Source organism: Agrobacterium sp. CFBP2214 (assembly GCF_030209895.1).
Lineage (GTDB): Bacteria > Pseudomonadota > Alphaproteobacteria > Rhizobiales > Rhizobiaceae > Agrobacterium > Agrobacterium radiobacter.
This window is the reverse complement of record NZ_JARVRC010000024.1, coordinates 48,575-70,634: the sequence shown is the minus strand read 5'-3', so window position 1 is coordinate 70,634 and position 22,060 is coordinate 48,575. Positions and strand designations below refer to the sequence as shown.

General features: G+C 59.5%; 20 protein-coding genes and 2 pseudogenes. 6 read left to right on the top strand and 16 right to left on the bottom strand.

Annotation, left to right across the window (positions count from 1 at the left end; all coding sequences use genetic code 11):
* Positions 1–20: 20 nt before the first annotated feature.
* Positions 21–2,690, top strand: a complete 2,670-nt coding sequence (gene ligD / locus QRN60_RS25625; protein WP_087746460.1) for a DNA ligase D — start codon at positions 21–23, stop codon at positions 2,688–2,690.
* A gap of 12 nt (positions 2,691–2,702) precedes the next feature.
* Here ligD and QRN60_RS25620 read toward each other — a convergent pair whose 3' ends face one another.
* From QRN60_RS25620 to QRN60_RS25610, 3 genes are all read right to left on the bottom strand, one after another.
* Positions 2,703–2,975 (bottom strand): hypothetical protein, encoded by a 273-nt coding sequence (locus QRN60_RS25620; RefSeq protein ID WP_087746459.1) that lies wholly within the window; start codon positions 2,973–2,975, stop codon positions 2,703–2,705.
* A gap of 12 nt (positions 2,976–2,987) precedes the next feature.
* On the bottom strand, positions 2,988–3,287 hold the full coding sequence (locus QRN60_RS25615) for a DUF982 domain-containing protein (protein WP_087746457.1): 300 nt from the start codon (positions 3,285–3,287) through the stop codon (positions 2,988–2,990).
* A gap of 74 nt (positions 3,288–3,361) precedes the next feature.
* Positions 3,362–3,835, bottom strand: coding sequence for an Hsp20 family protein (locus tag QRN60_RS25610; RefSeq protein WP_087746455.1), 474 nt, complete (start codon positions 3,833–3,835; stop codon positions 3,362–3,364).
* A 318-nt stretch (positions 3,836–4,153) separates the two neighbouring features.
* On the opposite strand from QRN60_RS25610, the gene QRN60_RS25605 reads away from it, so the two are divergent.
* A complete protein-coding gene (locus QRN60_RS25605; protein ID WP_350225287.1) occupies positions 4,154–5,434 on the top strand; it encodes a Fic family protein in 1,281 nt (426 codons plus the stop codon).
* A gap of 114 nt (positions 5,435–5,548) precedes the next feature.
* Here the strand turns inward: QRN60_RS25605 and QRN60_RS25600 are convergent.
* From QRN60_RS25600 to QRN60_RS25555, 10 genes and pseudogenes are all read right to left on the bottom strand, one after another.
* A pseudogene (locus QRN60_RS25600) lies at positions 5,549–6,102 on the bottom strand (efflux RND transporter permease subunit); the annotation flags it as partial.
* Positions 6,103–6,158: 56 nt separating this feature from the next.
* Positions 6,159–6,920 carry an SDR family NAD(P)-dependent oxidoreductase gene (locus QRN60_RS25595; protein ID WP_020811817.1) on the bottom strand — a complete coding sequence of 254 codons (762 nt, stop codon included), beginning with the start codon at positions 6,918–6,920 and terminating at the stop codon, positions 6,159–6,161.
* 3 nt (positions 6,921–6,923) lie between these two features.
* Positions 6,924–8,606 (bottom strand): SMP-30/gluconolactonase/LRE family protein, encoded by a 1,683-nt coding sequence (locus tag QRN60_RS25590; RefSeq protein WP_087747451.1) that lies wholly within the window; start codon positions 8,604–8,606, stop codon positions 6,924–6,926.
* Positions 8,603–9,586, bottom strand: a complete 984-nt coding sequence (locus QRN60_RS25585; RefSeq protein ID WP_020811819.1) for an NAD-dependent epimerase/dehydratase family protein — start codon at positions 9,584–9,586, stop codon at positions 8,603–8,605. Before QRN60_RS25585 ends, QRN60_RS25590 begins: the two co-directional genes overlap by 4 nt.
* Entirely contained in the window at positions 9,583–10,665 is a 1,083-nt protein-coding gene (locus tag QRN60_RS25580; RefSeq protein WP_020811820.1) for an ABC transporter ATP-binding protein, read from the bottom strand. Before QRN60_RS25580 ends, QRN60_RS25585 begins: the two co-directional genes overlap by 4 nt.
* 2 nt (positions 10,666–10,667) lie before the next feature.
* A complete protein-coding gene (locus tag QRN60_RS25575; protein ID WP_020811821.1) occupies positions 10,668–11,498 on the bottom strand; it encodes a carbohydrate ABC transporter permease in 831 nt (276 codons plus the stop codon).
* Between the two features lie 10 nt (positions 11,499–11,508).
* On the bottom strand, positions 11,509–12,435 hold the full coding sequence (locus tag QRN60_RS25570; RefSeq protein WP_046800464.1) for a carbohydrate ABC transporter permease: 927 nt from the start codon (positions 12,433–12,435) through the stop codon (positions 11,509–11,511).
* A 68-nt stretch (positions 12,436–12,503) separates the two neighbouring features.
* On the bottom strand, positions 12,504–13,775 hold the full coding sequence (locus QRN60_RS25565) for an ABC transporter substrate-binding protein (RefSeq protein ID WP_080865254.1): 1,272 nt from the start codon (positions 13,773–13,775) through the stop codon (positions 12,504–12,506).
* A gap of 24 nt (positions 13,776–13,799) precedes the next feature.
* Positions 13,800–14,966 carry a mandelate racemase/muconate lactonizing enzyme family protein gene (locus tag QRN60_RS25560; protein WP_087747449.1) on the bottom strand — a complete coding sequence of 389 codons (1,167 nt, stop codon included), beginning with the start codon at positions 14,964–14,966 and terminating at the stop codon, positions 13,800–13,802.
* A complete protein-coding gene (locus QRN60_RS25555) occupies positions 14,963–15,871 on the bottom strand; it encodes a dihydrodipicolinate synthase family protein (protein ID WP_129567459.1) in 909 nt (302 codons plus the stop codon). Before QRN60_RS25555 ends, QRN60_RS25560 begins: the two co-directional genes overlap by 4 nt.
* A gap of 115 nt (positions 15,872–15,986) precedes the next feature.
* Here QRN60_RS25555 and QRN60_RS25550 point away from each other — a divergent pair, with 115 nt between their 5' ends.
* Together QRN60_RS25550 and QRN60_RS25545 are read left to right on the top strand one after the other, a co-directional pair.
* Positions 15,987–16,898 carry a 2-dehydro-3-deoxygalactonokinase gene (locus tag QRN60_RS25550; RefSeq protein WP_087747448.1) on the top strand — a complete coding sequence of 304 codons (912 nt, stop codon included), beginning with the start codon at positions 15,987–15,989 and terminating at the stop codon, positions 16,896–16,898.
* Between the two features lie 65 nt (positions 16,899–16,963).
* Positions 16,964–17,590 carry a GDSL-type esterase/lipase family protein gene (locus QRN60_RS25545; protein ID WP_087747446.1) on the top strand — a complete coding sequence of 209 codons (627 nt, stop codon included), beginning with the start codon at positions 16,964–16,966 and terminating at the stop codon, positions 17,588–17,590.
* Between the two features lie 516 nt (positions 17,591–18,106).
* On the opposite strand, the gene QRN60_RS25540 is transcribed toward QRN60_RS25545, so the two are convergent.
* Positions 18,107–18,526, bottom strand: a complete 420-nt coding sequence (locus tag QRN60_RS25540) for a DUF4112 domain-containing protein (protein ID WP_129567460.1) — start codon at positions 18,524–18,526, stop codon at positions 18,107–18,109.
* Positions 18,527–18,863: 337 nt separating this feature from the next.
* On the opposite strand from QRN60_RS25540, the pseudogene QRN60_RS25535 reads away from it, so the two are divergent.
* Positions 18,864–19,271 (top strand): annotated as a pseudogene (locus QRN60_RS25535) (AI-2E family transporter); the annotation flags it as partial.
* Between the two features lie 24 nt (positions 19,272–19,295).
* Here QRN60_RS25535 and QRN60_RS25530 read toward each other — a convergent pair.
* Positions 19,296–19,787 (bottom strand): GreA/GreB family elongation factor, encoded by a 492-nt coding sequence (locus QRN60_RS25530; protein ID WP_236760340.1) that lies wholly within the window; start codon positions 19,785–19,787, stop codon positions 19,296–19,298.
* 541 nt (positions 19,788–20,328) lie between these two features.
* On the opposite strand from QRN60_RS25530, the gene rnk reads away from it, so the two are divergent.
* Positions 20,329–20,760, top strand: coding sequence for a nucleoside diphosphate kinase regulator (gene rnk / locus QRN60_RS25525; RefSeq protein WP_087747445.1), 432 nt, complete (start codon positions 20,329–20,331; stop codon positions 20,758–20,760).
* Positions 20,761–21,043: 283 nt separating this feature from the next.
* Here rnk and virB11 read toward each other — a convergent pair whose 3' ends face one another.
* Positions 21,044–22,054, bottom strand: coding sequence for a P-type DNA transfer ATPase VirB11 (virB11, locus tag QRN60_RS25520; protein WP_087747444.1), 1,011 nt, complete (start codon positions 22,052–22,054; stop codon positions 21,044–21,046).
* Positions 22,055–22,060: the final 6 nt, after the last annotated feature.

Below are 22,060 nucleotides of genomic sequence, written 5' to 3'. Positions count from 1 at the left end.
GATTTTAACCGGGGACAGCAATGGCCAGCGACAAGCTCTCGACCTACAAGCAGAAGCGCGATTTTCAGAAGACGCAAGAACCGAGCGGCGCAGCGAAGCTGAAGGCATCGAACCGCAGGCGCTTCGTCATCCAGAAACACGACGCCACGCGGCTGCATTACGATCTGCGGCTCGAACTTGATGGCGTCTTCAAGTCTTGGGCCGTCACCAAGGGACCATCGCTCGATCCGCACGACAAGCGGTTGGCGGTCGAGGTCGAGGACCACCCGCTCGACTACGGTGACTTCGAAGGCACGATCCCCAAAGGACAGTATGGTGGCGGCACGGTGATGTTATGGGATCGCGGCTATTGGGAGCCTGAAGGCAGCAAGACGCCCGAGCAGGCGCTGGCCAAGGGCGACTTCAAGTTCACCCTGGAAGGCGAGCGGCTGCATGGCAGCTTCGTGCTGGTGCGGATGCGCAACGACCACGACGGGGGCAAGCGGACCAACTGGCTGCTGATCAAACATCATGACGACTTCTCGGTCGAGGAGAACGGTGCTGCGGTCCTCGAGGACAACACAACGTCGGTCGCCTCCGGTCGAACCATGGAAGCGATTGCCGCCGGCAAAGGCTGGAAGCCGAAGCCGTTCATGGTCCAGAGTGGCGAGATCCAGGCGGATGCGGTCTGGGACAGCAATCACGGCCTTGCTGCTGAAGAACGCAAAGCCGAAACCAAAACCAAGAAGAAAGCGCCGGCCAAAGCTGCCAAAGCAGCGAAGGCCGCAATGCCGGACTTCATCGCGCCGCAGCTCTGCGAGACGCGCGAGCGTCCGCCTGCCGCCGATGGTTGGATCCACGAGATCAAGTTCGACGGATACCGCATTCAGATGCGCATCGAGAACGGCCAGGTGACGCTCAAAACCCGCAAGGGCCTCGACTGGACGGCAAAGTACCCGGCAATCGCCGAATCCGGCGCCGCGCTTCCTGACGCCATCATCGACGGCGAGATCTGCGCCCTCGATCAGAACGGCGCGCCAGACTTCGCAGCACTTCAGGCGGCGCTCTCGGAAGGCAAGACCGACGAACTGGTATATTTCACGTTCGACCTTTTGTTCCAGGCTGACGAGGATCTTCGGGAACTGCCGCTGATCGAGCGAAAGGATCGGCTGCAGAAACTGCTCGATGACGCAGGCGAGGATCCCCGCCTGCGCTTCGTCGAGCATTTCGAGACCGGCGGCGACGCCGTTCTGAAGTCGGCCTGCAAGCTATCGCTCGAAGGCATCGTCTCCAAACAGGCGGATGCTCCCTATCAATCCGGCCGCACCGAGACATGGGCCAAATCCAAATGCCGGGCCGGCCATGAGGTGGTGATCGGCGCCTACGCCACAACCAACGGCAAGTTCCGGTCGCTGCTGGTCGGCGTCAATCGCGGCAGCCATTTTGTCTATGTCGGCCGTGTCGGCACGGGCTATGGCGCCGGCAAGGTCGATGTTCTGCTGCCCAAGTTGCGCGCGCTGGAAACGTCCAAGTCACCGTTCACCGGGATTGGGGCGCCGAAGAAGGATCCCAACGTCGTCTGGGTGAAGCCGGATCTGGTGGCAGAGATCGAGTTCGCCGGCTGGACCGCCGACGGGCTTGTCCGCCAGGCGGCCTTCAAGGGATTGCGGGAAGACAAGCCAGCAGGGGAAGTCGTCGCCGAGAAGCCGGTCGAACCAGCTGAGGTGGAAACGCCCGATCCGGAGACACAGGCCAAGCCCAAACGGCCCGCAAAGACGCCGCGCAAAGGCGGCAAGGAAGATGTCATGGGCGTGTTGATCTCCAACCCGGGCAAGCCGCTTTGGCCGGACGCCAACGATGGCGAACCGGTCACGAAGGTGGAACTGGCTCGTTACTACGAGGCCGTCGGCCCTTGGCTGATCGATCATATCAAGGGCCGCCCGTGCTCGATCATCCGGACGCCTGACGGTATCGGCGGCGAGCAGTTCTTTCAGCGCCATGCGATGCCGGGGACGTCCAATCTTCTGGAACTGGTGCAGGTCTTCGGCGACAAGAAGCCGTATTTACAGATCGATCGCGTCGAGGGCTTGGCCGCGATCGCGCAGATCGGCGGCGTCGAGCTCCATCCATGGAATTGCGAGCCGAAACTCCCTGAAGTGCCGGGTCGCCTGGTCTTCGATCTCGATCCGGGTCCGGACGTCCCCTTCTCCACCGTCGTCGAAGCCGCCCGCGAGATGCGTGACCGGCTGGAGGAACTCGGCCTCGTCAGTTTTTGCAAGACCACCGGCGGCAAGGGCCTTCACGTCGTCACGCCCCTTACTGTCGCGAAGGGCAAGAAGCTGGCGTGGCCCGCGGCAAAGGGTTTCGCGCACGACGTCTGCCTGCAGATGGCGCGCGAGAACCCGGAACTTTATCTGATCAAGATGGCGAAGAACCAGCGCAATGGCCGCATCTTCCTCGACTACCTGCGCAATGACCGCATGGCGACCGCTGTTGCGCCTTTATCTCCGCGTGCCCGTGCCGGTGCCACCGTATCGATGCCGCTGACATGGGCCCAAGTGAAGACAGATCTCGATCCGAAGCGGTTCACGATCCGCACCGCGCCGGCTCTTCTTGATAATACAAGCGCCTGGCAGGATTATTGCGATGGACAGCGCTCACTGGAGCAGGCAATCAAGCGGCTCGCCAAGTCGATGAAGCGGGCCGCCTGAACGCGCCGGCCATCAAAAACCGTAGCGCTGATCGAGTTCTTTCAGGGCAGCCTGCACCTCATCGATCGAGACAGGAGTTGTTCCCGGTAGCTGACGGAGTGCTGGCTTGGAAGCGACGGCGTAAAAGTCCGACGCCCATGCTGCAAGAATGGCGCGCTTGTCATCGACGGAAAGGGCCGGCGCTCTCACCACGTCGATCGGTCGCCGAAGCTGCATACCCTGAAGCAGGACCGTCGGTCCCATCGCCATCGCATTGTTGGTGGCCTGCTGGAGCAAATCGTGCATCGTCCCACCACCTCACAACACGTGCGGATCTTTGTCTCTCCGCAAGCGCGTTGCGGCGATCACATTGGTTTCCGGCGCCAGCAGATCATGTTTCTCGGCAAAGGCAGCAAACAGGCCGCGCGCTGTCTCGGCTTCGATTTCACCACGCAGCGCGGCACTGCATGCCTTGAGCGCGATCGAATGGGCGGTGTCCCGGCTTGAGGCCGGCCACTCGGAAAGATGCCGGTAGGCGTCCATCACGCCGCGAACCTCTGCCGGAAAGCCGAGGCCGACTAGAATGGAAACAGGCTGTCTGAACATATCGGGTTTCATCGCTCTCTCCTTCCCAACCCGGAATGTTGATGGGCGCCGTAGCCACGGCGCCCTTGTTCTGCAGTCAATGCGGGTTACGCTGCCTTCTGCGCTTCGATCTGTGCCGGAGCTGCAGATGCCAAAGCTGGGGCGCTTTCGATGGTAATTTTTCGCGGCTTCAGTGCCTCGGGGATCTCACGCACCAGATCAATCGACAATAAACCGTTGCTCAGGTCCGCTCCGTTTACCCGGACATGGTCGGCAAGTTCGAAGCGGTGTTCGAACGGCCTCCCGGCAATGCCGCGATGCAGGTAGCCATCTGAGGAAGCTTCCTGCTTCTTGCCGGTGACTGTCAGAAGGTGGGACTGAAACGTGATGTCGAGATCGTCTTGGGTGAAGCCCGCAACCGCAATCGAGATCCGGTAGGTGTCATCGCCGGTCTTGACGATGTCATAGGGTGGCCAGTCGCTGATCGAGCGGGCGCGCTGTGCGTTTTCGAGAAGATTAAAAACCCGGTCGAAGCCGACGGTCGAGCGGAACAGCGGTGCGTAGTCATAAGATGTTGCCATAGCCATATCCTCCTTGAAGCAACATGGGTACGGAAGCGCCCAAAGGCGGCGCTCCCAGCAAGGCCAGCCCTCGTTTCAGCGGCTGGCGGCAAACGATTTGGTTTTTGGGAATTTCCGATTCAAGAGCACCGGTCGAAAAAATTTAAGGTTACGCCAACCGGTCAGTCGAGTTCATAAACCGCAGCATTGTCCTGGATTGTTGATTATCGCACGAATTTGACCCACTTTTTCATTTCGGAGCGATCCGCTCACACCACCAAAAGACGTTTCCAGTCAACACCCTAGGTGAGATTAGGTGACACAACGCGAAATGGAAACGTGGCGCAAATTCTGCCGAAACTCAGCACTCTGGATCAAAATGCTTATGACGCGGAGATTACACGGAATAATATCCGCATAATTGCGGACATTGCACTTGCTATTCTCCGCATCTGGATCTTATCCTCCACTATGACTTATATCTGGCAATCTCCCCAATGGCCGAAGTTTGAATGGAAACTCGAGCACTTGGCACCAAGGCTTGCGGCCGTACGCCTCGATCAGGGGCGTCTTATCGGCCGTGTCGAGAGCCTCGGATTTCGTACGCGCGAGGCAACGTTCCTGCAGGCACTGACAGACGACGTCGTCAAGTCGTCGGCGATCGAAGGAGAGCGACTAGATGAACAGCAGGTCCGATCATCATTAGCCAGGCGGCTCGGTATCGACATCGATGGGTTCGTGGCGCCGAACCGCTCTGTTGAGGGTATTGTCCATATCACGCTCGACGCCACGATCAATTGCTCGCACCCACTAACGGCAGAGCGGCTATTTCAATGGCATGCAGCACTGTTTCCGACCGGACGAAACGAATGGGGTCACAAGCTGCGTGTCGGCAATTGGCGTGACGACTCAGGCGGTCGTATGGAAATCGTGTCAGGCGCGTTCGGATACGAGAAAGTTCACCATGTCGCGCCGTCGGCAGATCGCTTAGAGCGTGAGATGTCGACCTTCCTCGAATGGTTCAACGAAACGCATGATCTCGATCCTCTCGTAAAAGCGGCTGTCGCCCACCTTTGGTTCGTAGCCATCCATCCTTTCGGTGATGGCAACGGCCGCATAACCCGTGCAATCGCCGACATGACACTTGCACGTAGTGGCGGCGGCGCACAGAGGCTTTACTCCATGTCTGCCGCTATCGAGAGGTCGCGCATTGGTTTTTACGAAGCCCTGCAATCGATCACAAGCAATGAAGCTCTCGATATCACGAGTTGGATCGAGTGGTTTCTGGATCGTCTGGGCAACGCTGTTGGAGGCGCGCTGGCAACCCTCGACAACGTCATGCTGAAGAATGATTTCTGGCAAAAGCATGCTGCGCATGATCTTAACCCACGACAAGCCAAGGTTCTCAACAGGTTGCTAGAAGGTAACTTCGAGGGCAAGCTTACATCAACGAAGTGGGCGAAACTAACGAACGCATCCCAGGATACAGCGTCCCGCGACATTGCGGACCTGCTAGTGGAAGGTATCCTCCGAAAAGGAGATGCTGGGGGGCGCAGCACAGCCTATGAACTGATTATGGATTTTCCGGAGAACCCTACGCCCCGATCCGAGGGAGGTTGAGCCGCAGGCCGCAGACAAGGCGATGACCTTGCGCTTGGGAAGCAAAAGACAATGTCGTCGGCGTATTGGCATCAACGCGCCAAGCGTGTTAACGCCCGCGCCGATCAGCGTCTAGGCCATAGATCCCCAGAAGACCGAGTGCGTTATCGGAATGAAGGCGAGGACGGCAGCGAGTGCTGTCAGAATAATGGGTCGCGTCCTCTGCACGGTCGCTTCGATGACGGCATAGTAGTCATCCAGACCGGCCGCTCGTTTTCCTTGGTCTGTTCCGTCAGGATCAGGGTATTGTGTATGAGGATGCCCGCCAATCCAATCAAGCCTAGGATGGCGTTGAAGCCAAAGGGCTGGTTGAAAACGAGCAACATCGGAACCACGCCGGCAAGCCCCAGCGGCCCTGTCGGCATCACTATCGTCATCGTCGACAGGCTGCGGACCTGAAGAATGATGACGATGAGCATGGCAGCGACGATGGCCGGGAAAATCTTTATCAGCGCGACATTCGCCTTGAGAGGTTCCTCGATACTGCCGCCCATTTCGATGCGGTAACCGACGGGAAGCGAAGCGATCAATGGTTGAAGGGCCCTGAATACCTGCTGCGACACTTCCGGCGGCTGGGTTGCCTCGCTTATGCCCGAGCGGATGGTGATGACGGGCGTGCGGTCGTAGCGTCAGCACCCCAATACCAGGATATTTGTTATCCCGCTCAGCTATGCCAGCAAATCCGTCAATACCCGCCCGTCAGAAAAATACTCTCCCCGGTCATGAAACTGCAAGCCTCGGACGACAGGAAGATGGCGGCACCCACCATTTCTTCCGGGTGCCCGGCACGGCCCATCCAGTTCAGCGTCCGGACATAGTCTGTCCAGCCTTCGGGATCCTCATCACGACGGTGGGCATTGCGGTCGGTGTCTATGAGGCCGGGAGCGAGCGTGTTGAGCAACACATTGTCGCGCGCATAATCCCGCGCCTGACTCTGGACCAGATTATGCTGCGCAGCCTTGGTGGCGGCATAGGCGGTAACGACGCCCTTCGGCCGCAGCTGATTGACCGAGCCGATGGAAACCACCCTGCCCCATTTGCGGGCCGCCATGCGCGGCAGGGCCGCCTGCAGCAAGTCCACGGTCGAGCCAAGATTGACCGCCAGCTGAAACGCCAGATCGTCCCGCGTCAGTTCCGACAGCACGGCATTGATCTGGGCGCTGGCATTGATGACAAGAATATCGACCGGTGCAATCGCCTCGGCGCGTTCGATGAGGTCATGACCTGCACCGGGTTCGGACAGATCGCCCGCCAGTTCCTGTGCCGTGCCGCCGCTTGCGACGATCCGGTGTTGCACGGCTGCGGCGGCATCCGGCTTTACGCCATGCAGGATGACATGGGCGCCCGCACCCGCCAGCCCCTCGGCAATGGCAGCGCCTATTCCACGGCTGGAACCGGTGACAAGCGCCGTGCGGCCCTTCAATCCAAAGACGCTTTCGAGACGCATGCTTTATCCTTCAAACAGCGAGATGCGCGCGCCGGCAATTCCCGGGCGGCAGGAAAACAGGCCGCCGGAGAGCGGCGCGTCGGCGAGTGTGGATGCAGGCAGGCGCGTGCGGGCGCTGGTGATGAACAGCGTCGACAGGTCCGGCCCGCCAAAGGCGATGCTGGAAGGGCGCGGCACCGGCATGTCGATCACCTGATCCAGCTTGCCGTTCGGAAGATAACGGCGCACGCACCAGCCATCCCAGATGGCGCACCAGACCCCACCTTCCGCATCCACGGCCAGACCATCCGGCCGGCCATCGGCCACCGGAATGCGGGCGAATTCCCGGCGCTGCGACAGGGCGCCCGTCGCCGGATCGCAATCATAGGCATGGATGAGGCCGGGCACGGTATCGACGAAATAGAAGGTCCTGCCATCGGGGCTCCAGCCGAGACCGTTGGAAACCATGATGCCGCCTTCCTTGCGCTCGGATGCGCCATTGGCATTGATGCGATAAAGCGCACCCGTGGGTTTGGAGGCATCGATCCGCATCGAGCCGACCCAGATCGCGCCATCCGGCCCGCATTTGGCATCGTTCAGGCGGTTGTCGGCGATGCCAGCCTCCGGGCTGACAAAGGGTGTCAGCCGGCCGGAGGCGAAATCCAGCCATTCGACGCCATCGTGCGACGCCACCAGCAATCGCCCTCCGGTGACCGGAATGACGGCGCTGACCAGCTTGCCGGTCTCGCAGGTTTCGTTGCGGCCAGTGGCGGGATCGAAGCGGTGCACCGCCGGATGCAGGATATCCACCCAGTAGAGCACGTTTTCCCCTTCGTGCCAGACCGGGCTTTCCCCGAGTTGCGCACCCCATGGCAGAATGCAGCTGAGTTCAGCGCTGGGGCGGCCCGTTACCGAACGCGGTCGTGGCCGCGAGCTGATCGCCACGGCCCCGGCGGCACCGGTAATCCGGCGGGCGGCAGCAATCAATTCGCGCCCGGCGGGATGGATATTGGAGGAATCGAGCCGCGATGACGGCCCAAGCGCAACGAGCACACCCATCGGCGTATTGTCACGGCCCATGACAGGGGCGGCGACCGAATTCACCCCCGGCAGATGCTCCTCGTAAGAAATCGAATAGCCCCGCGCCCGCGTCAGCGTCAGATCGGCCTGCAGCGCATCGAGGGTGGTGATGGTTTTGGGTGTCTGCAGATCGAGCGTCTGGCGATCCAGCAGGGCGCGGCCGACGGCGGGATCCTGAAAGGCGAGCAGCGCCTTGCCCGGGGCCGTGCAATGCAGGGGAACGCGGCGTCCCACCTCGACGCGCACCGAAAGACCGTTCGGCGAACGCTCGGCCAGATATTGCGTCATGGTGCCGTCAAGCCGGCACAGCGCAACCGTCTCCCCTAGTTCAGCGGCCAGCCGCTCCAGTTCCGGCGTCGCCGCCGAGACGAGATCGAAGCTCTCCCAAACCTTATGGGACATTTCCAGAAAACGCTGGCCCAGAACATAAGTGCCACGGGCCTCATCCTGACGGACGAGGCCATAGGCGATGAGGGTGCGCAGGATGCGCGCGAATGTCGGCTTCGGCAGACCGGAGGCGCGCAGCAGCTCGGCAAAACGTAGCGGTTCCGGCGCATCGGCAACCATATCGAGCAAGGTCAGCCCCTTGGCCAGCGCCGCCGTGCCGCCCGGCGTCTCCGGTTTCACCGCCTCTGCTCCTGCGCGAGTCGCTGCCGCCTTGCGGCCGCCGCGTCGTCCAGCATCCGGTCCATCGTCCATTCCGCTTCAAACCCCAAAGTGTTTCTGATCCGCTCGTTGGACGTATGGTAATAAACGCCGTCGCCGGGAAAATCGACTGTCACGATGGGCAGGCCGGTCAGTGCCGCAATCGTCGGCAGAAGCGCGGCGAAATCGGCCGGTTCATCGGCACCCAGATTGAAGGTGCCACCCGCCGCCTCGGGGTGATCGAGAGCGAGCAGAATGCCCGCCACCATGTCGCGCGTATCAGTTATATGCATACGGAACGGCCGGCCGTTTTCATTGCGCGCCAGAATGTGCGACGGCTCACCGATATCGCGGGACTGGAGCAACTTGGCGATCGCAGTGTTTCCGAAATTCTGCTGCTGGCGAATGCGCGGCCGCAGGAAAAACCGGGGACCTGAAAAGAAACTCTCCTCATCCAGCAGTTCCGCCGCATCCTGCGTATGCGAAAACCGCAGGATCACCGTTTCCATGGTGCCGCTTCGCTGGTGAAAGCGCACCAGCTCTTCGCCCAGAAGCTTGGTCAGACCATAGGGCGAATTGGGGCAAAGCGGATGGTCCTCGGTGACCGGCAGGAATTCCGGACGGTTTTCCGGATAAACCTCACCCGAGGAGGCGAAGACGAACCGCCGTACGCCAGCCGCTGAAGCCGCATCCAGAATCCGGCGCGTGCCCTCGACATTGACGGCAAACATGCGGTCGCGATCCGCCGGAGCCCATGACATGAAGGCGCCCAGATGCAGGACGACGCTCACACCCTTGATGGCGTCGGACAGTGCCTGCGCATCCTCCAGAGACCCGACGACCTCCTCGCCGCCGGTTCCTGATGGCCTGAGATCAAAACCGCGAACGGCGCGGCCCTGCATGCGCAAGTCGGCGACAACGGCACGGCCGACACGGCCTGCCGATCCGGTGACGAGGATCATAGCCGTGCTCCGGTCTTTGCATCGAAGAGATAAAGCTGGGCCGGATCGAAACCGAGCCGGAGCGCCTCATCACCGGGAAGGTTGCCGGTATGCGAAACGCGCGCGATCAGCCCCTTGGACTTGCCCTCCTCGCCATCCGCGACCCTTGCGCCTTCCGCATCGAAATAGACGTATTTTTCCGATCCCAGGCTTTCCACCAGCGTCGGGCGGACATCGAAGGTGACCGGCGCATCGCCCAGAACGAGATGTTCCGGCCGCAGACCGACGATCACGCTGCCCTGGCGGCCGACGGCGCCCGGCAGGGAAACCTGTTGCCCAAACAGGGTAACAATGCCGTCACGCAGTTCCGCATTGAGGAAATTCATGCCCGGCGAGCCGATGAAACCGGCAACGAAAAGATTGGCCGGGTTGTTGAAAAGCTCGTCCGGCGCTGCGATCTGCTGGATGATGCCGCCCTGCATGATGACGACCCGGTCCGCCATGGTCATGGCTTCCACCTGGTCATGGGTCACATAAACGGTGGTGACCCCTATGCGTTTGTGCAAAGCGCCGATTTCGGCACGCATGTGGACGCGCAGCTTGGCATCGAGGTTGGACAGGGGTTCGTCCATCAGGAAGGCCTGAGGCTGGCGCACGATGGCGCGGCCAAGCGCGACGCGCTGCCGCTGGCCGCCCGACAGATCCTTGGGCTTGCGTTCGAGATAGGGCGTCACCTCCAGAATGCGCGCGGCATCGTCGACCCTGCGATCGATTTCCGCCTTGTCCGTACCACGCATCTTAAGACCGAAGCCGATATTCTGGCGTACAGTCAGGTGCGGATAAAGCGCATAATTCTGGAACACCATGGCGATGTCGCGGTCGCCCGGCGCCAGATCCGTGACTTCGTTATCGCCGATGAATATCTGCCCTTCGCTTGCGGGTTCGAGACCGGCGAGGATTTTCAGCATCGTCGACTTGCCGCAGCCGGAAGGCCCGACCAGCACCACGAACTCGCCGTTCTCGATCTCAAGCGAAAAGGGCCTGAGCACGTTGAGCGCGCCATAGGATTTGCTGACGTTGCGAATGGAAATATTGGCCATGCTTATTTCTCCGCGCCAGCGGTGAGGCCGCCGACCAAATAACGTTCCAGGAACAGGTAGATTGCGATGATCGGCAGCGCGATGAACACGGATGCGGCGGAAATGTCGTTCCAGTAGGTGACATATTCGCCCTGCATCGTGGTGATGCCGAGATTGGCCGTCCAGTTGTCCGGCGAGTTGACGAGGAAGGTGCGCGCATAGGCATAGTCTGCCCAGCTGAGCACGAAGGCATAAAGTGCGGTGGCGGCAAGCCCCGGTGTGGCGATGGGAAGCACGACGCGCACCATCGCGCCGATCGGCGAGCAGCCGTCGACCATGGCAGCCTGTTCCAGCTCCTTCGGAATGGTGTCGAAATAGCCTTTCAGCATCCATGTGGCGAAAGGAATGATCATTGTCGAATGCGCCAGAACCAGCGTCCACAGGCTGCCGATCAGGCCGAAGCTGGAAAAGATCGAAAACAGCGGAATGACGAGCAACGTCGCGGGCAGCATCTTCGCCGTCAGGACGAAGAGACCCATGGTCGCGCCGCCCCTCATGGAATAACGCGACAGCGCATAACCGGCGCTGACCGAGACCAGCATCGACAGCGCCACCGAACCGATCGCCGCCAGCATCGAATTCCAAAGCCACAGCAGGATCGGTTTTGCCGCCCAGACCCGGGCGAAAATGTCCCATTGCGCATCGTCGGGCCAGAAGGTCGGTGGCAGGCGATACAACTCATCGGTGGTGGAAAGCGCAGTGACCAGCAGCCAGTAGACCGGGAACAGGATCATCACCAGCGTGAAGATCACAGTCGCATAAAGCGCAAGGCTCTGTAAAAGTGTCCGTTTCATCAAAGCCTCCTCAATAGATCGATTTCGAACGCCGGCCGAGCATCAGCAGGCTCGCGACGATGCAGATCACCAGCGTCAGCACGCCGACGGCGGCGGCGCGGCCGAAATTGTGATACTGGAAGGCCTGGTCGTAGGTCATGATCGACAGCGTCTGGGTTGAACGCAGCGGCCCACCGCCGGTCAGAACCTTGATGATGGAAAAGTCGCGGAATACCCACAGCAGTGTCAACACCAGTGTCACGCCCAGCACGGGCATCAAAAGCGGCATGGTGATCCAGCGGAAACGCTGCCACACACTCGCGCCATCCACCTTCGCCGCCGCATAATAATCGGCGGGAATGGACTGCAGGCCGGCGAGACACATGATCGAGACGAAAGGAAAACCCTTCCACACCATGGTGATCGCCACTGCCCAGAAGGCGGCCGTGGAACTGCTGACCCACGGGATCATCTGATCGGTGAAACCGAGCTTGATCGCTAGCCAACCGAACAGGCCGAAGGATGTGTCGAACATCCATGCGAAGATGACGACCGCGATGATTTCCGGCACCGCCCAGGGCAGCGCCATGCCCAGCCGCGCGACGGTGCGGCCCTTGAAACGGTTATTGGCGAGAAGCGCCGTGCTGAGGCCAACCGCGACGCTGCCGGCGGTAACGACGATGACCAGCTTCAGTGTTACCCAGCAGGCCAGCCAGAATTCCGGCGACGAGAACAGCCAAGTGTAGTTGCTCAGCGAAAACGGCCGGCTGGCACCGCCGAGCCGGGGTATCTTGACCTGCTGGAACGACAGGTCGATGGCCAGAACTAGCGGCCAGACGATGATGGCGGCAACCATCAGGACCGCGGGCGCGATCAGAATATAGCCGAGGAGATGTTGCCGGCTGGGACGCGCAAGATCGAAAAACTTGCGACGCCCAGCCCGAACGGGTTCGGTCATGGATGGTCCTCCTGCCGGATGCGGATGATGGGCCACAGCCCTTTGCGGGCCATGGCAAGACAACGGGATCAACCCTTGATGGCTTCGGCCTTTGCCTGCATGGTTTTCGCCACCTCCGCCGGATCGAGATCCTGAATGATCATCCGCTGGCTTTCTTCCATCACCATCTTGCTGAACTCGTTGTAGAAAAGCTCAAGCCCGGTCGGAATGCGGTCGATACCGGCTTCAGACGCGGCCTTCATCGTTTCGATCAGCACCGGAAAATGCGGGATGGTCTTTTCAACACCCGAAACATCCGCCTTCGGGCTTGGCGGGGTGTTGCCGCCAAGGGTGGCATAGCTGCGCTGGAATTCCGGCGTCATTGTCAGCTTGATGAAATCCCAGACCAATGCCTTCTGGTCGTCGGGAATATCGGCCGGCATGGCCAGCACGTTGGACGACCCGCCGAGCGGCGGATGAAGCGGCGGCGCGACATAAACGATGTCGCTCTTGGCCGAACCCTTTTCGGTCGTGCCGTAAAGCCAGGGCCCATCGAGCCGCATGGCCATCTTGCCGTCGGCAAAGAGCTTACGCACGTCGCTGGCGCTCATGTCCACCGGGCTGATGCCGCTCTTCATCACGGTTTTCCATCGGGTCAAACCTTCAACCATCTGCGGCGTATCGATGGTGATGTTGCCATCCTTGTCAGTCCAGTAGGCGCCGGCGTCGAGAATGTAGTTCAGCATCTCCGTCAGATATTGCCCCGGGCCGCCCTTGGTTTCATGGCCGGTGCCGAACTGGTCGATAATGCCGTCGCCGTTCAGATCCTTGGTCGTGGCTTTTGCGGCCGCCAGAAACTCGTCATAGGTCTTCGGAACCGCGACGCCCGCCTCTTCCAAAATCTTCTTGTTGTAGGCCATCACGAAACCGAAATAGTTGGTCATGATACAGACGGTCTCGCCGTTCCATTCGCATTTCTGCTGGCCGGCCCAGCCGGTCATGTCGATGCCGTCCTTCTTCAGCCACGGGTCAAGCGGTTCGAGCCAGCCGCTATCGGCAAACATCTGGAATTCGAAGGAGGCGAGATGCACGATCTGCGGCGGCTGATTGGCGGCAAAAAGCGTCGTCATCGTGTCGGCGTAGGAACTACGCTCGGCCTTGGTGAACTCGATCCTGACGCCCGGATGCTGTTTCTCGAAGGCCGCGATGGCGGAACGCCACCATTCACCAGTGCCGGCATCGTCCGTTTGCCAGGATATGAATTTCAAAACGGTATCGGCCATCGCTGGTGCAAGTCCGGTCAAGGTCATTAGCATCGCGGTCGCTGTGCCAAGCGCCAGCTTTTTTATTCTTTTGGTCATGGGTTCCTCCTCCAGAAAACCAAATCAGATACGTTCAATAAGAGCGAGCGCCGCCTCCGACGGCTTGACGCCAAGTCCGGGGCCCGAGGGCAGGTGATATCTGCCTTCGCGGCAATCCATGTCGCCGGCAAGCAGCCGGCGGTTGGGCTCGAAAATCGAGTGCTGGAACTCGTGGCCCTTCAAAGTCGGCAATGTCGATGACGCCTGCAGGCTGGCGGCAAGGAAGATGCCCGCGCCGACTGTCGCGTGCGGAATTACGTCAATGCCCTGCTCGGCGGCAAGGGCGCCGATGCGGATGAAATTGGTGATGCCCTTATGGCCCATTTCCGGCTGCACGATTGCGATGCGGCAGCGTTCAATGCGGGCGCGCATGTCCCAATGGGTGCGCCATTCCTCGCCAACGGCGATCGGAACGTCTGTTCCCTTCGATACTTTTTCCAGCCCGGCGATATCTTCCGTCCAGACCGGCGCTTCGGCGAACCACGGGTCGAACGGCATCATCTGCGCAATGAGTTCCAGCGCCCTTTCCGGCGTCTGGTTCCAGTGCATGTCGGCGGCAATCTTTGCCTGCGGGCCAAGAACCTGCCGGAGATTGGCGATCTCCGCCGCCGGGCCATCGTCGGCCACCGGCGTTGCGAATTTGAAGGCATCAAAACCGCGATCCTGCCAGTATTTCGCCAGTTCCCCGCGCGCCTTCAGTGTCTTTTCGGGCAGCCCCGAAACATAGGCCGGAAAGCTGTCCACGCCGCCGCCGAGAAGGTCGCGCACCGATTTTCCCGCTTCCTGCCCGGCAATGTCCCAGAGCGCGATATCGAGCGCGGCGAGCGCATCCACGTAAAAGCCGCCGGTATAACCGCGCACCCGCATCATGTCGTAAAGGTCGTCATAGACTGCGGACGGATCGGACGCATCGCGACCGATCACGAAACCGGCAAGAAGATCGTTGATCAACGCGGCGACCGCGCCGGGGGCGACGATACCATAGGTCTCACCCCAGCCGACAATGCCGGCCTCGGTCGTCATGCGCACCAGCACGCTGCGGTCGAATGTGGGGTAGACCGTGCGATTGCCCCTGCGCACGATGTAACCATTGGGATTGACCACCTCGCCTTCCCTGAGCGCGCCAAGATAGGGGACCTTGCGCGGCTGGGTCAGCGTGAAGACTTCGACGGTTGCGATGGGGCTGTTCATGCGGCCTCCGCGGCAAGAAGGCCGAGTTCGACCAGATTGGCGTCGATATCGGCAAGGGCCGCCGCATCAAGCTCGGGTGTCGGCGCACGCACACCGACGCCTTCGATCACGCCGCGGCGGGCGAGCACATATTTGGTCAGCCGCATGCGATAGACCGCCTGCAGCACCAGAAGCGGCAGGGTGCGGACATAGATCCTGCGAGCCTCCTCCTGCCGCCCGGCAACAAGCGCCCGGTCGATGGCCACATGTTCCTCGGCAATCTCCAGCGCCGGCATGGCCGCCGTAGCACCTCGGGCATATTCGTCAAGAATGTAACGCGCGCCACCGCCGCCGATGACGCCCTTCAGTGTCGAAGGCGCATGGGCGATGATATGGCTGATGGCCGGGCCGGCGGGAAGCGTTTCTTCCTTGACATAGGTAACCTGCGGCAAGGCTCGCACGATATCCACGATCGCCTGCGGCAAAAGGTCGGAGCCGCGCGGCGCAGGCGCGTTCTGCAGGATGATTTCAACCTCGGGCAGCGCCTCGACGATCCTGCCGAGGAATTCGATCAGCGCCGGCGCATCCGTGCCGACCGACTTGGGCGGCTGCACCATCAGGTGGCGAATGCCAAGCGCCGATGCTGCCCGCCCATGCTCGACCACGTCACGCCAGTCTGCCGCACTTGCACCCGCCACGACCGGCACCCGCCCGGCCACCGCATCCACGACGATCTTCAGCAGCGTCGCGCGCTCGGCGGCATTCAAAGTCTCCACCTCGCTGGCGAAACCGGGAAACACGACACCATCCACGCCCCTGTCGAGCGCGAAGACCACCAGCCGCTTCATGCCCGCTTCGTCAATGCCACCATCAGCAAGAAACGGCGTGGGCAGAACAGGCAAAATCCCCTTGAGGCCAGCCACCATCTTTCTCCTCCCAATTAAGTATCATATTTTGATACCTTGAATTCACTAATTGACACTATATAGACTCGCACCCTATGACAAGCCCCAAGATGAAATGAACGAGGAGGTTCAAGACATGGCAGCAGCGGCGACATCGATCATCGTCGATTGGGGAACGACATCACTGAGGGCGGCGCTCGTCGGTGAAGGCGGCGAAGAACTCGATCATCTTGAAACCGCCAATGGTATTTCGAGCCTTGGCAAGGGTGAACATGAGGCGGCTCTGATGGCTGCACTCGCACCCTGGTTCTCGCGCCATGGGGCCTTGCCCGTCGCCGCACTCGGCATGATCACCAGCCGCAACGGCTGGGTCGAAGTCGCTTATGTGCCGTGCCCGGCAGGCCCGGCGGAGCTTGCCGCCGGCACGGTGCGCAGGTCGCTGCCGAACGGGTCCGATCTTGTCTTCCTGCCGGGTCTCAACGACCCCGCCCGCCAGCCCTTTCCGGATGTGATGCGCGGAGAAGAAACCCAGATCGTCGGCCACGGCCTTGGCGAAGACGCCACCCTCATCATCCCTGGAACCCACAGCAAATGGGTGCGGGTGAAGGCGGAGCGGATCGACGGTTTCCAGACGTTCGTAACCGGTGAAATCTTCAACCTGCTCATCAATCATTCCTTCATCGCGCGCGGCGCCACGCAGCCGCCGGTGGATGATCCAGAGGCCTATCGCTGGGGTCTGAAAGAGGCAAAACGATCCGCCGCCATGCTGTCGCTGCTGTTTTCGGCGCGAACCGGCGGGCTTGCCGGCCAGCTTTCGCCGGACCAACTGCGCTCCTATGTGCGGGGACTGGTCATCGGACAGGAATTTAGGCAGGCCCGTGAGGCGGGATGGTATGCGGAAGGAGACGAGGCAGCTGTCGTCGGCAATGACGGGCTGAACGATCTCTATCTGGTTGCCGCCGATGTGTTCGGGCTCAAGACATCCATGGGTGCGGATGACGCCCTCCCAAAAGGCGCCCTGACTGTCCTGCAGCAAGCGCTTTTATAACCCTTGCCGATCGCCGGTTGCCGAAATGGCGGCATCCGGCTTTCAAGACAATCTTTAGGACCGTCATGTACGACTTCCCAGCCAATATCGGCACCAGCCGTTACGAAAACGATATCATTGCCGTTCTGGCCCGCATTCAGCGCATCGGCCTTCCAGACAACCCGATCGCCTTTTATGGCTCATCCTCGTTTCGAATCTGGAGCTCCATCACCGAGGATCTTGGCTCGCTGGATATCGTCAATCTGGGATTTGGCGGCGGCACTTACATTTCTGCCAGCTACTACCTCGACCGGCTCCTGGTTCCCTTGAAGCCAGGCAGAGTGGTGCTTTATTTCGGCGAAAACGATATTGCCAGCGACGGCCTCAAGGCCCAGACGACGCTTGTGCACCTGCAGGATTTGCGCGATCGCGTCTCTCGAGCGCTACCGCAGGCGGACGTCTTTGTTCTGGCGATCAAGCCCAGTCCGGCGCGCTGGATATACCGCCATGAATTCGATCTCTTCAACCAGACGGCGCGCGACTGGTGCAACGGCCGCGAACGCACGACATGGCTTGATCCGAACGCCGGCCTCATTGGTGAAAATGGCCTGCCGATGTTCCGTTATTATTTACCCGATCTGGTTCACCTGAATGCGGCAGGCTACGCGGTCTGGTCGGAAGCACTTAGAAAAAAGTTAGGTCTGTTGAACTGAGACAAGGGGTATCTTTATCTTTTGTTGGCTCGTGAAAGGAGTCGCACAGGCTGATTTCCATTGGATTTATAGAGCACGTCCGTTGAACGCGGAAACGCGTTTAGGATTCCCTTACTGGCGGAATTCTGATTCCAGCGCTCCGATTGGTGATTTGGTCACAGGCAACATGACCTGAGCTTTCAACGATGATCTGCGTAGCGGCGTTCTAGCTGCGTCACGGGATGGCATATCGGCGCACTCAGCAGCGGCCAGATTTGGATTTTTATTTTGACAGCCCTCGCGTGGATTGCGAGCGTGCGGGAAAGGCGGCTGACCCCGGCGAAACAGGGACGACTCCGTCCCCCAGGTCGGCCTCTATCCGGCATTCAAGGGTCGAGTTGAGCCTACCCGCCCTAGGTGACAGCCCATAATGTGTGCACAGGCTGAAGGACGCAGTCTCGGCCACTGATGAGGAAACGGTACACCCCGACTGCGATTCCAGAACCGCCGCCAGGATTTTTCGGCCATCGTCGAGGCTTATTTGCGCTTCCGCCGTAACTCGTCGCCATGGATGCCAAAGCGCTGGATGATCATATCGACATTGCGGCGGTGCGATTTGAAATAAATATCAAACAGATCACCGAAGACAGGAACACTGCCCACAAGAGCATCCATGGCGATGTTGCCAACCATTCGCGCAAGCTTTTCCTGCGGCACACCAAGGCGGCGCGCTTCATTGACGATATACAGGCCGACAATAGCGCCCGCACCATCACCAATCAGTGGCAGCAAACCCATGATGGAATCTGCACCAAAACGGATTCCCGTGCCAGGAATGCGGATCGCTGTGTCCATCATACGAGCGATGCCCGACAGCCGCCGCAGACGGCGGAGCCGCTCAGCACTATCCACGAAGTCGTCCGATGTACCGTGGGCGCTCCACGTTCTCGCTGTCATACAATCGTGCTCCATAAAAGAGATATGCCTCAGCCTAATATCAATGGGGATGTGGAGAGTTGCGTTCAAGAGCGTTGCGCAAGCTATCTGCATCCATTGAAACCGAACCAGTCAATCGGCTCGATCCTGTCTATGTGACAGCACCAATCGCCCGGCATCCCTCAGGCCCCACACCCCTTTTTCGATTCTGATAGGCCACAGTAATTTTTAAGCAATATTTTCCCTTACATTGGCGCTACTACAGGACTGCTAGGTCGAGAGAAAGATGTGAGGCACGCCCTTGCATCTTTAACGTCTTTCGCGAGTTAAAGCTGATCTTCATAAAGCAGATGCGGACATGGCACAATTTTTTGAGTTCATCGGTGCATCTAAAGGCGGACTGCTGATGGACACTGGCGCTTTAACAACAAACGACATCGGAAAACTTATGGCCGTTTCTCATCAAGGTCCGCTGGCTAACACCAGGCTTTCTGGACGAACGATTCTCATTCTGATTGGCGTCGCGGTCATCCTGCACGTGGGTCAGGAAATCTTCGTGCCATTAGCCTTGTCCCTCCTCCTGACATTCACTCTGGCACCTATTGTCTCTTTTCTCCGAAAACACTCTGCGCCCAAGATCGCCGCCGTTATTTTGGCGGTCGCCTCAGCCTTCATGGCAATTGCGCTGTTCAGTTTCGTCGTCGCCACGCAGGTGACAAATCTTGCCGAAAACATCCCGACATATCAGCGCAATATCGTCACCAAGGTTCAGGCGCTCAGCCAAGCAGGATCAGGGAATGGTGTGCTCGAACATCTGAGCAAGGTTGTCGAGCGTGTCGGCGCCGAGTTGCAGACACGCGCCGTCGAAAGTCAGGACGAGCAGTCGACCGCGCCAACCATGCGAGAGCCGATGCCCGTTGAAATCGTCACGCGATCCCATCCGGTCGAGACACTTGGCAATTTCATTCTTCCGCTTATTCCCGCGCTGCGCGGGCTTAAGGCCCAAGAGCGCCACGCCAACAGGCGTCAATACAGACAAGCGGCCCGCGTCTACCAGCACTTCATTCGGGAGAACAAGGGTAACCTGGCGTTGCTGCCCCTCTACAGCATACGAGACAGTTGATCCTAGGCAGACCGTGTCGAGCGAGACCTGTTCCTCTGCCAAGACCCAGGAGTTTTCCAGCTTCTCACTCAAGTCGGGGCCGACGTCGAAATCATTGGTCAGGGTCACGAGCGTTAGGCGGCTAAGTGTGTGAAAGTCTGTTGCCCCGATTATGGGCATGGTTTGGCTGAGTGAAGACATGTTTATTGTGACCTGCGCAACAACCCCATCGCTAGAGGAAGGGCGTTGACGTGTTTGAAGAGAGACTTGCCGCAGATGGTAAGGCGAACGTGTTGACGTAGCCACTCTGGATCCGGCAGGCGACAGTGGCCGGACCCGGTTACGATCCTGCGATGGGGCAGACCCTGAAAGCGCTCACTGCGCGTCTTTTGCTCTCGTTCAAGATCAACCTAGCATTTATGGAAGGTGCCATGAAGTCAAGGGCACTTGCCGAGATCAAAAGCACCGGGCAGCGTCTCACGGCGCGCTTCTTGACTTCCCCTTCAGGCATACCATGATTAGGGCACTATGTTGAAAATTGGCAATTTCCATAGATTTCGCCTCTGCCGAGAGTATCCCGTCGAAGGATACTAGCCCGGGACGTAGACTGCTGTCGCGCGTCTGAACCCGGGCTTTGATCCTGCGGGATTGCGCGACTTCACCCTCCACAAGCAGTCTTTTTAAAAACGCAGTTATTCGGCCGCGGTACGAGGCATATGAAATGAACACCACCGATTACACAAAGCCGTCCATCATCGTCCGGCAGACTGACCACGCTCGTCTGACCGCTCTTGCACTCGCGGCACCGGGGCGCGACCTCGACGATGCCGAGGAGTTGCTTATCGAACTTGAGCGTGCTGATGTCGTAGAGGATGACCAGTTCCCCGCAGACGCAGTGGCGGTCGGCTCGACGGTATCCTACCTGACGGAAGGCGGAGCCAGAAGGACGGTAACTCTTTGTTACCCCGGCCTCGCCGACATCGAACGCTCAATGGTCAGCGTGCTGACCCCGATTGGAGCTGCTCTACTTGGTCTTTCTCCCGGACAGCAGATCGAGTGGAACGACCGTGACGGGCATTCACACAAGTTGACCGTCATTGAGGTGACGGTAGACCTACCGGTCAACGCCTCTTATGACACCCGTTCCAGATGACGGCAACCTGTTCACAAATCGACGGTGACATTCCGCATGCCTTCCCGGTTGAATGCAGAGTGAGAAAGATGACGACGTCAAGAGCCCGCGTAATGCAGGTGAGCCACGTTTTATGTCCGTTTCTGTCGGTTTCACTCAGAAATGAGCCGGTTACCGTGCAGCTTTCGGTGCTCGGTACAGAGACACACTCGACAAGAAACATCAGGGCGACAATCGAGATGGAATTCCTCATAGAAATGCTGCGCCAATCCGCACCCAGGAACTGGGTGAACCGCTCAACTTGCTATTCCTTGGCTCTACGCTCGCCCCTGAAATACACCTCAGACAGCCGAAAGTTCCCTTTGTGTCGCCTGCACTGAGCAACGATATCGATACTCGCCTTCAAAAAACCCACGATGTCGGCGCGGTCCAGGCCTGCGCCGCCCTCCGACTCCTTAACAAGCAGGACCAGCTGCTCAAAAGCCAATTCGGCCGAGTTCGCATGGACCGTGGTTATCGAGCCAGGATGGCCCGAATTCACGTTCCGGATATAATAAAAGGCCGTCCCATCGCGAAGCTCCTGAAGCAGAATCCTATCTGGCCGCATACGAAGACAGGATTCGAGAAGCTCTTTCGGTCCGGCGCGCGAGAGCCCCTGCCCTCCTTTCGAGTAGAACAAGCGCACGTGGTTCGCTTGTGAGATAATGAGCTCGGGAGTGTCCTCGATTGAAATGACCCTCTCGTTTTCGGGAATATGCTTGATCAATGCTTTGGAAAGTGTCGTTTTCGCCGAACCTGTGGCGCCAGAAATAATGATGTTTTTTCGAGCGATGACGGCCTGCCGCAGGAAATCCTTAAAGCGGCCGGCACGATATGTTTCGCACAGTTCCTCATCCTGCGCGGAGGAGGTGGTACTGGTCGCTGCGCACGCTGTCTGGAAAAATCCCTTTTCCTCCAGATCATCAAGACTGAAGTCGACCGAAGAAGGCTTGCGGATTGTCATGCTGACAGTGTCATTGATGGTCGCCGGGGGGATGACGATCTGGATTCGTTCGTTCCCGGGTAGCGTCGCCGACAATATTGGACGCGTCTCATCAATCGACTGATGGGAAAAACTTGCGACTGCCCGGGCAAGACGCATGAGCTTTTCGAAGGTCAGCTCCGGCATTTCATAGGTCCGCCACCCACCGGGACCTTCCGTCAACACCTGCCCGGGCCGATTGACGATCACCTCTAGGAGAGACTTGTCCTGAAGGAATGTCGAAAACGGTTTCATCAGCTCGCTGACGACAGCCGAGTCATGCCTCTCTGCCATTTCGCG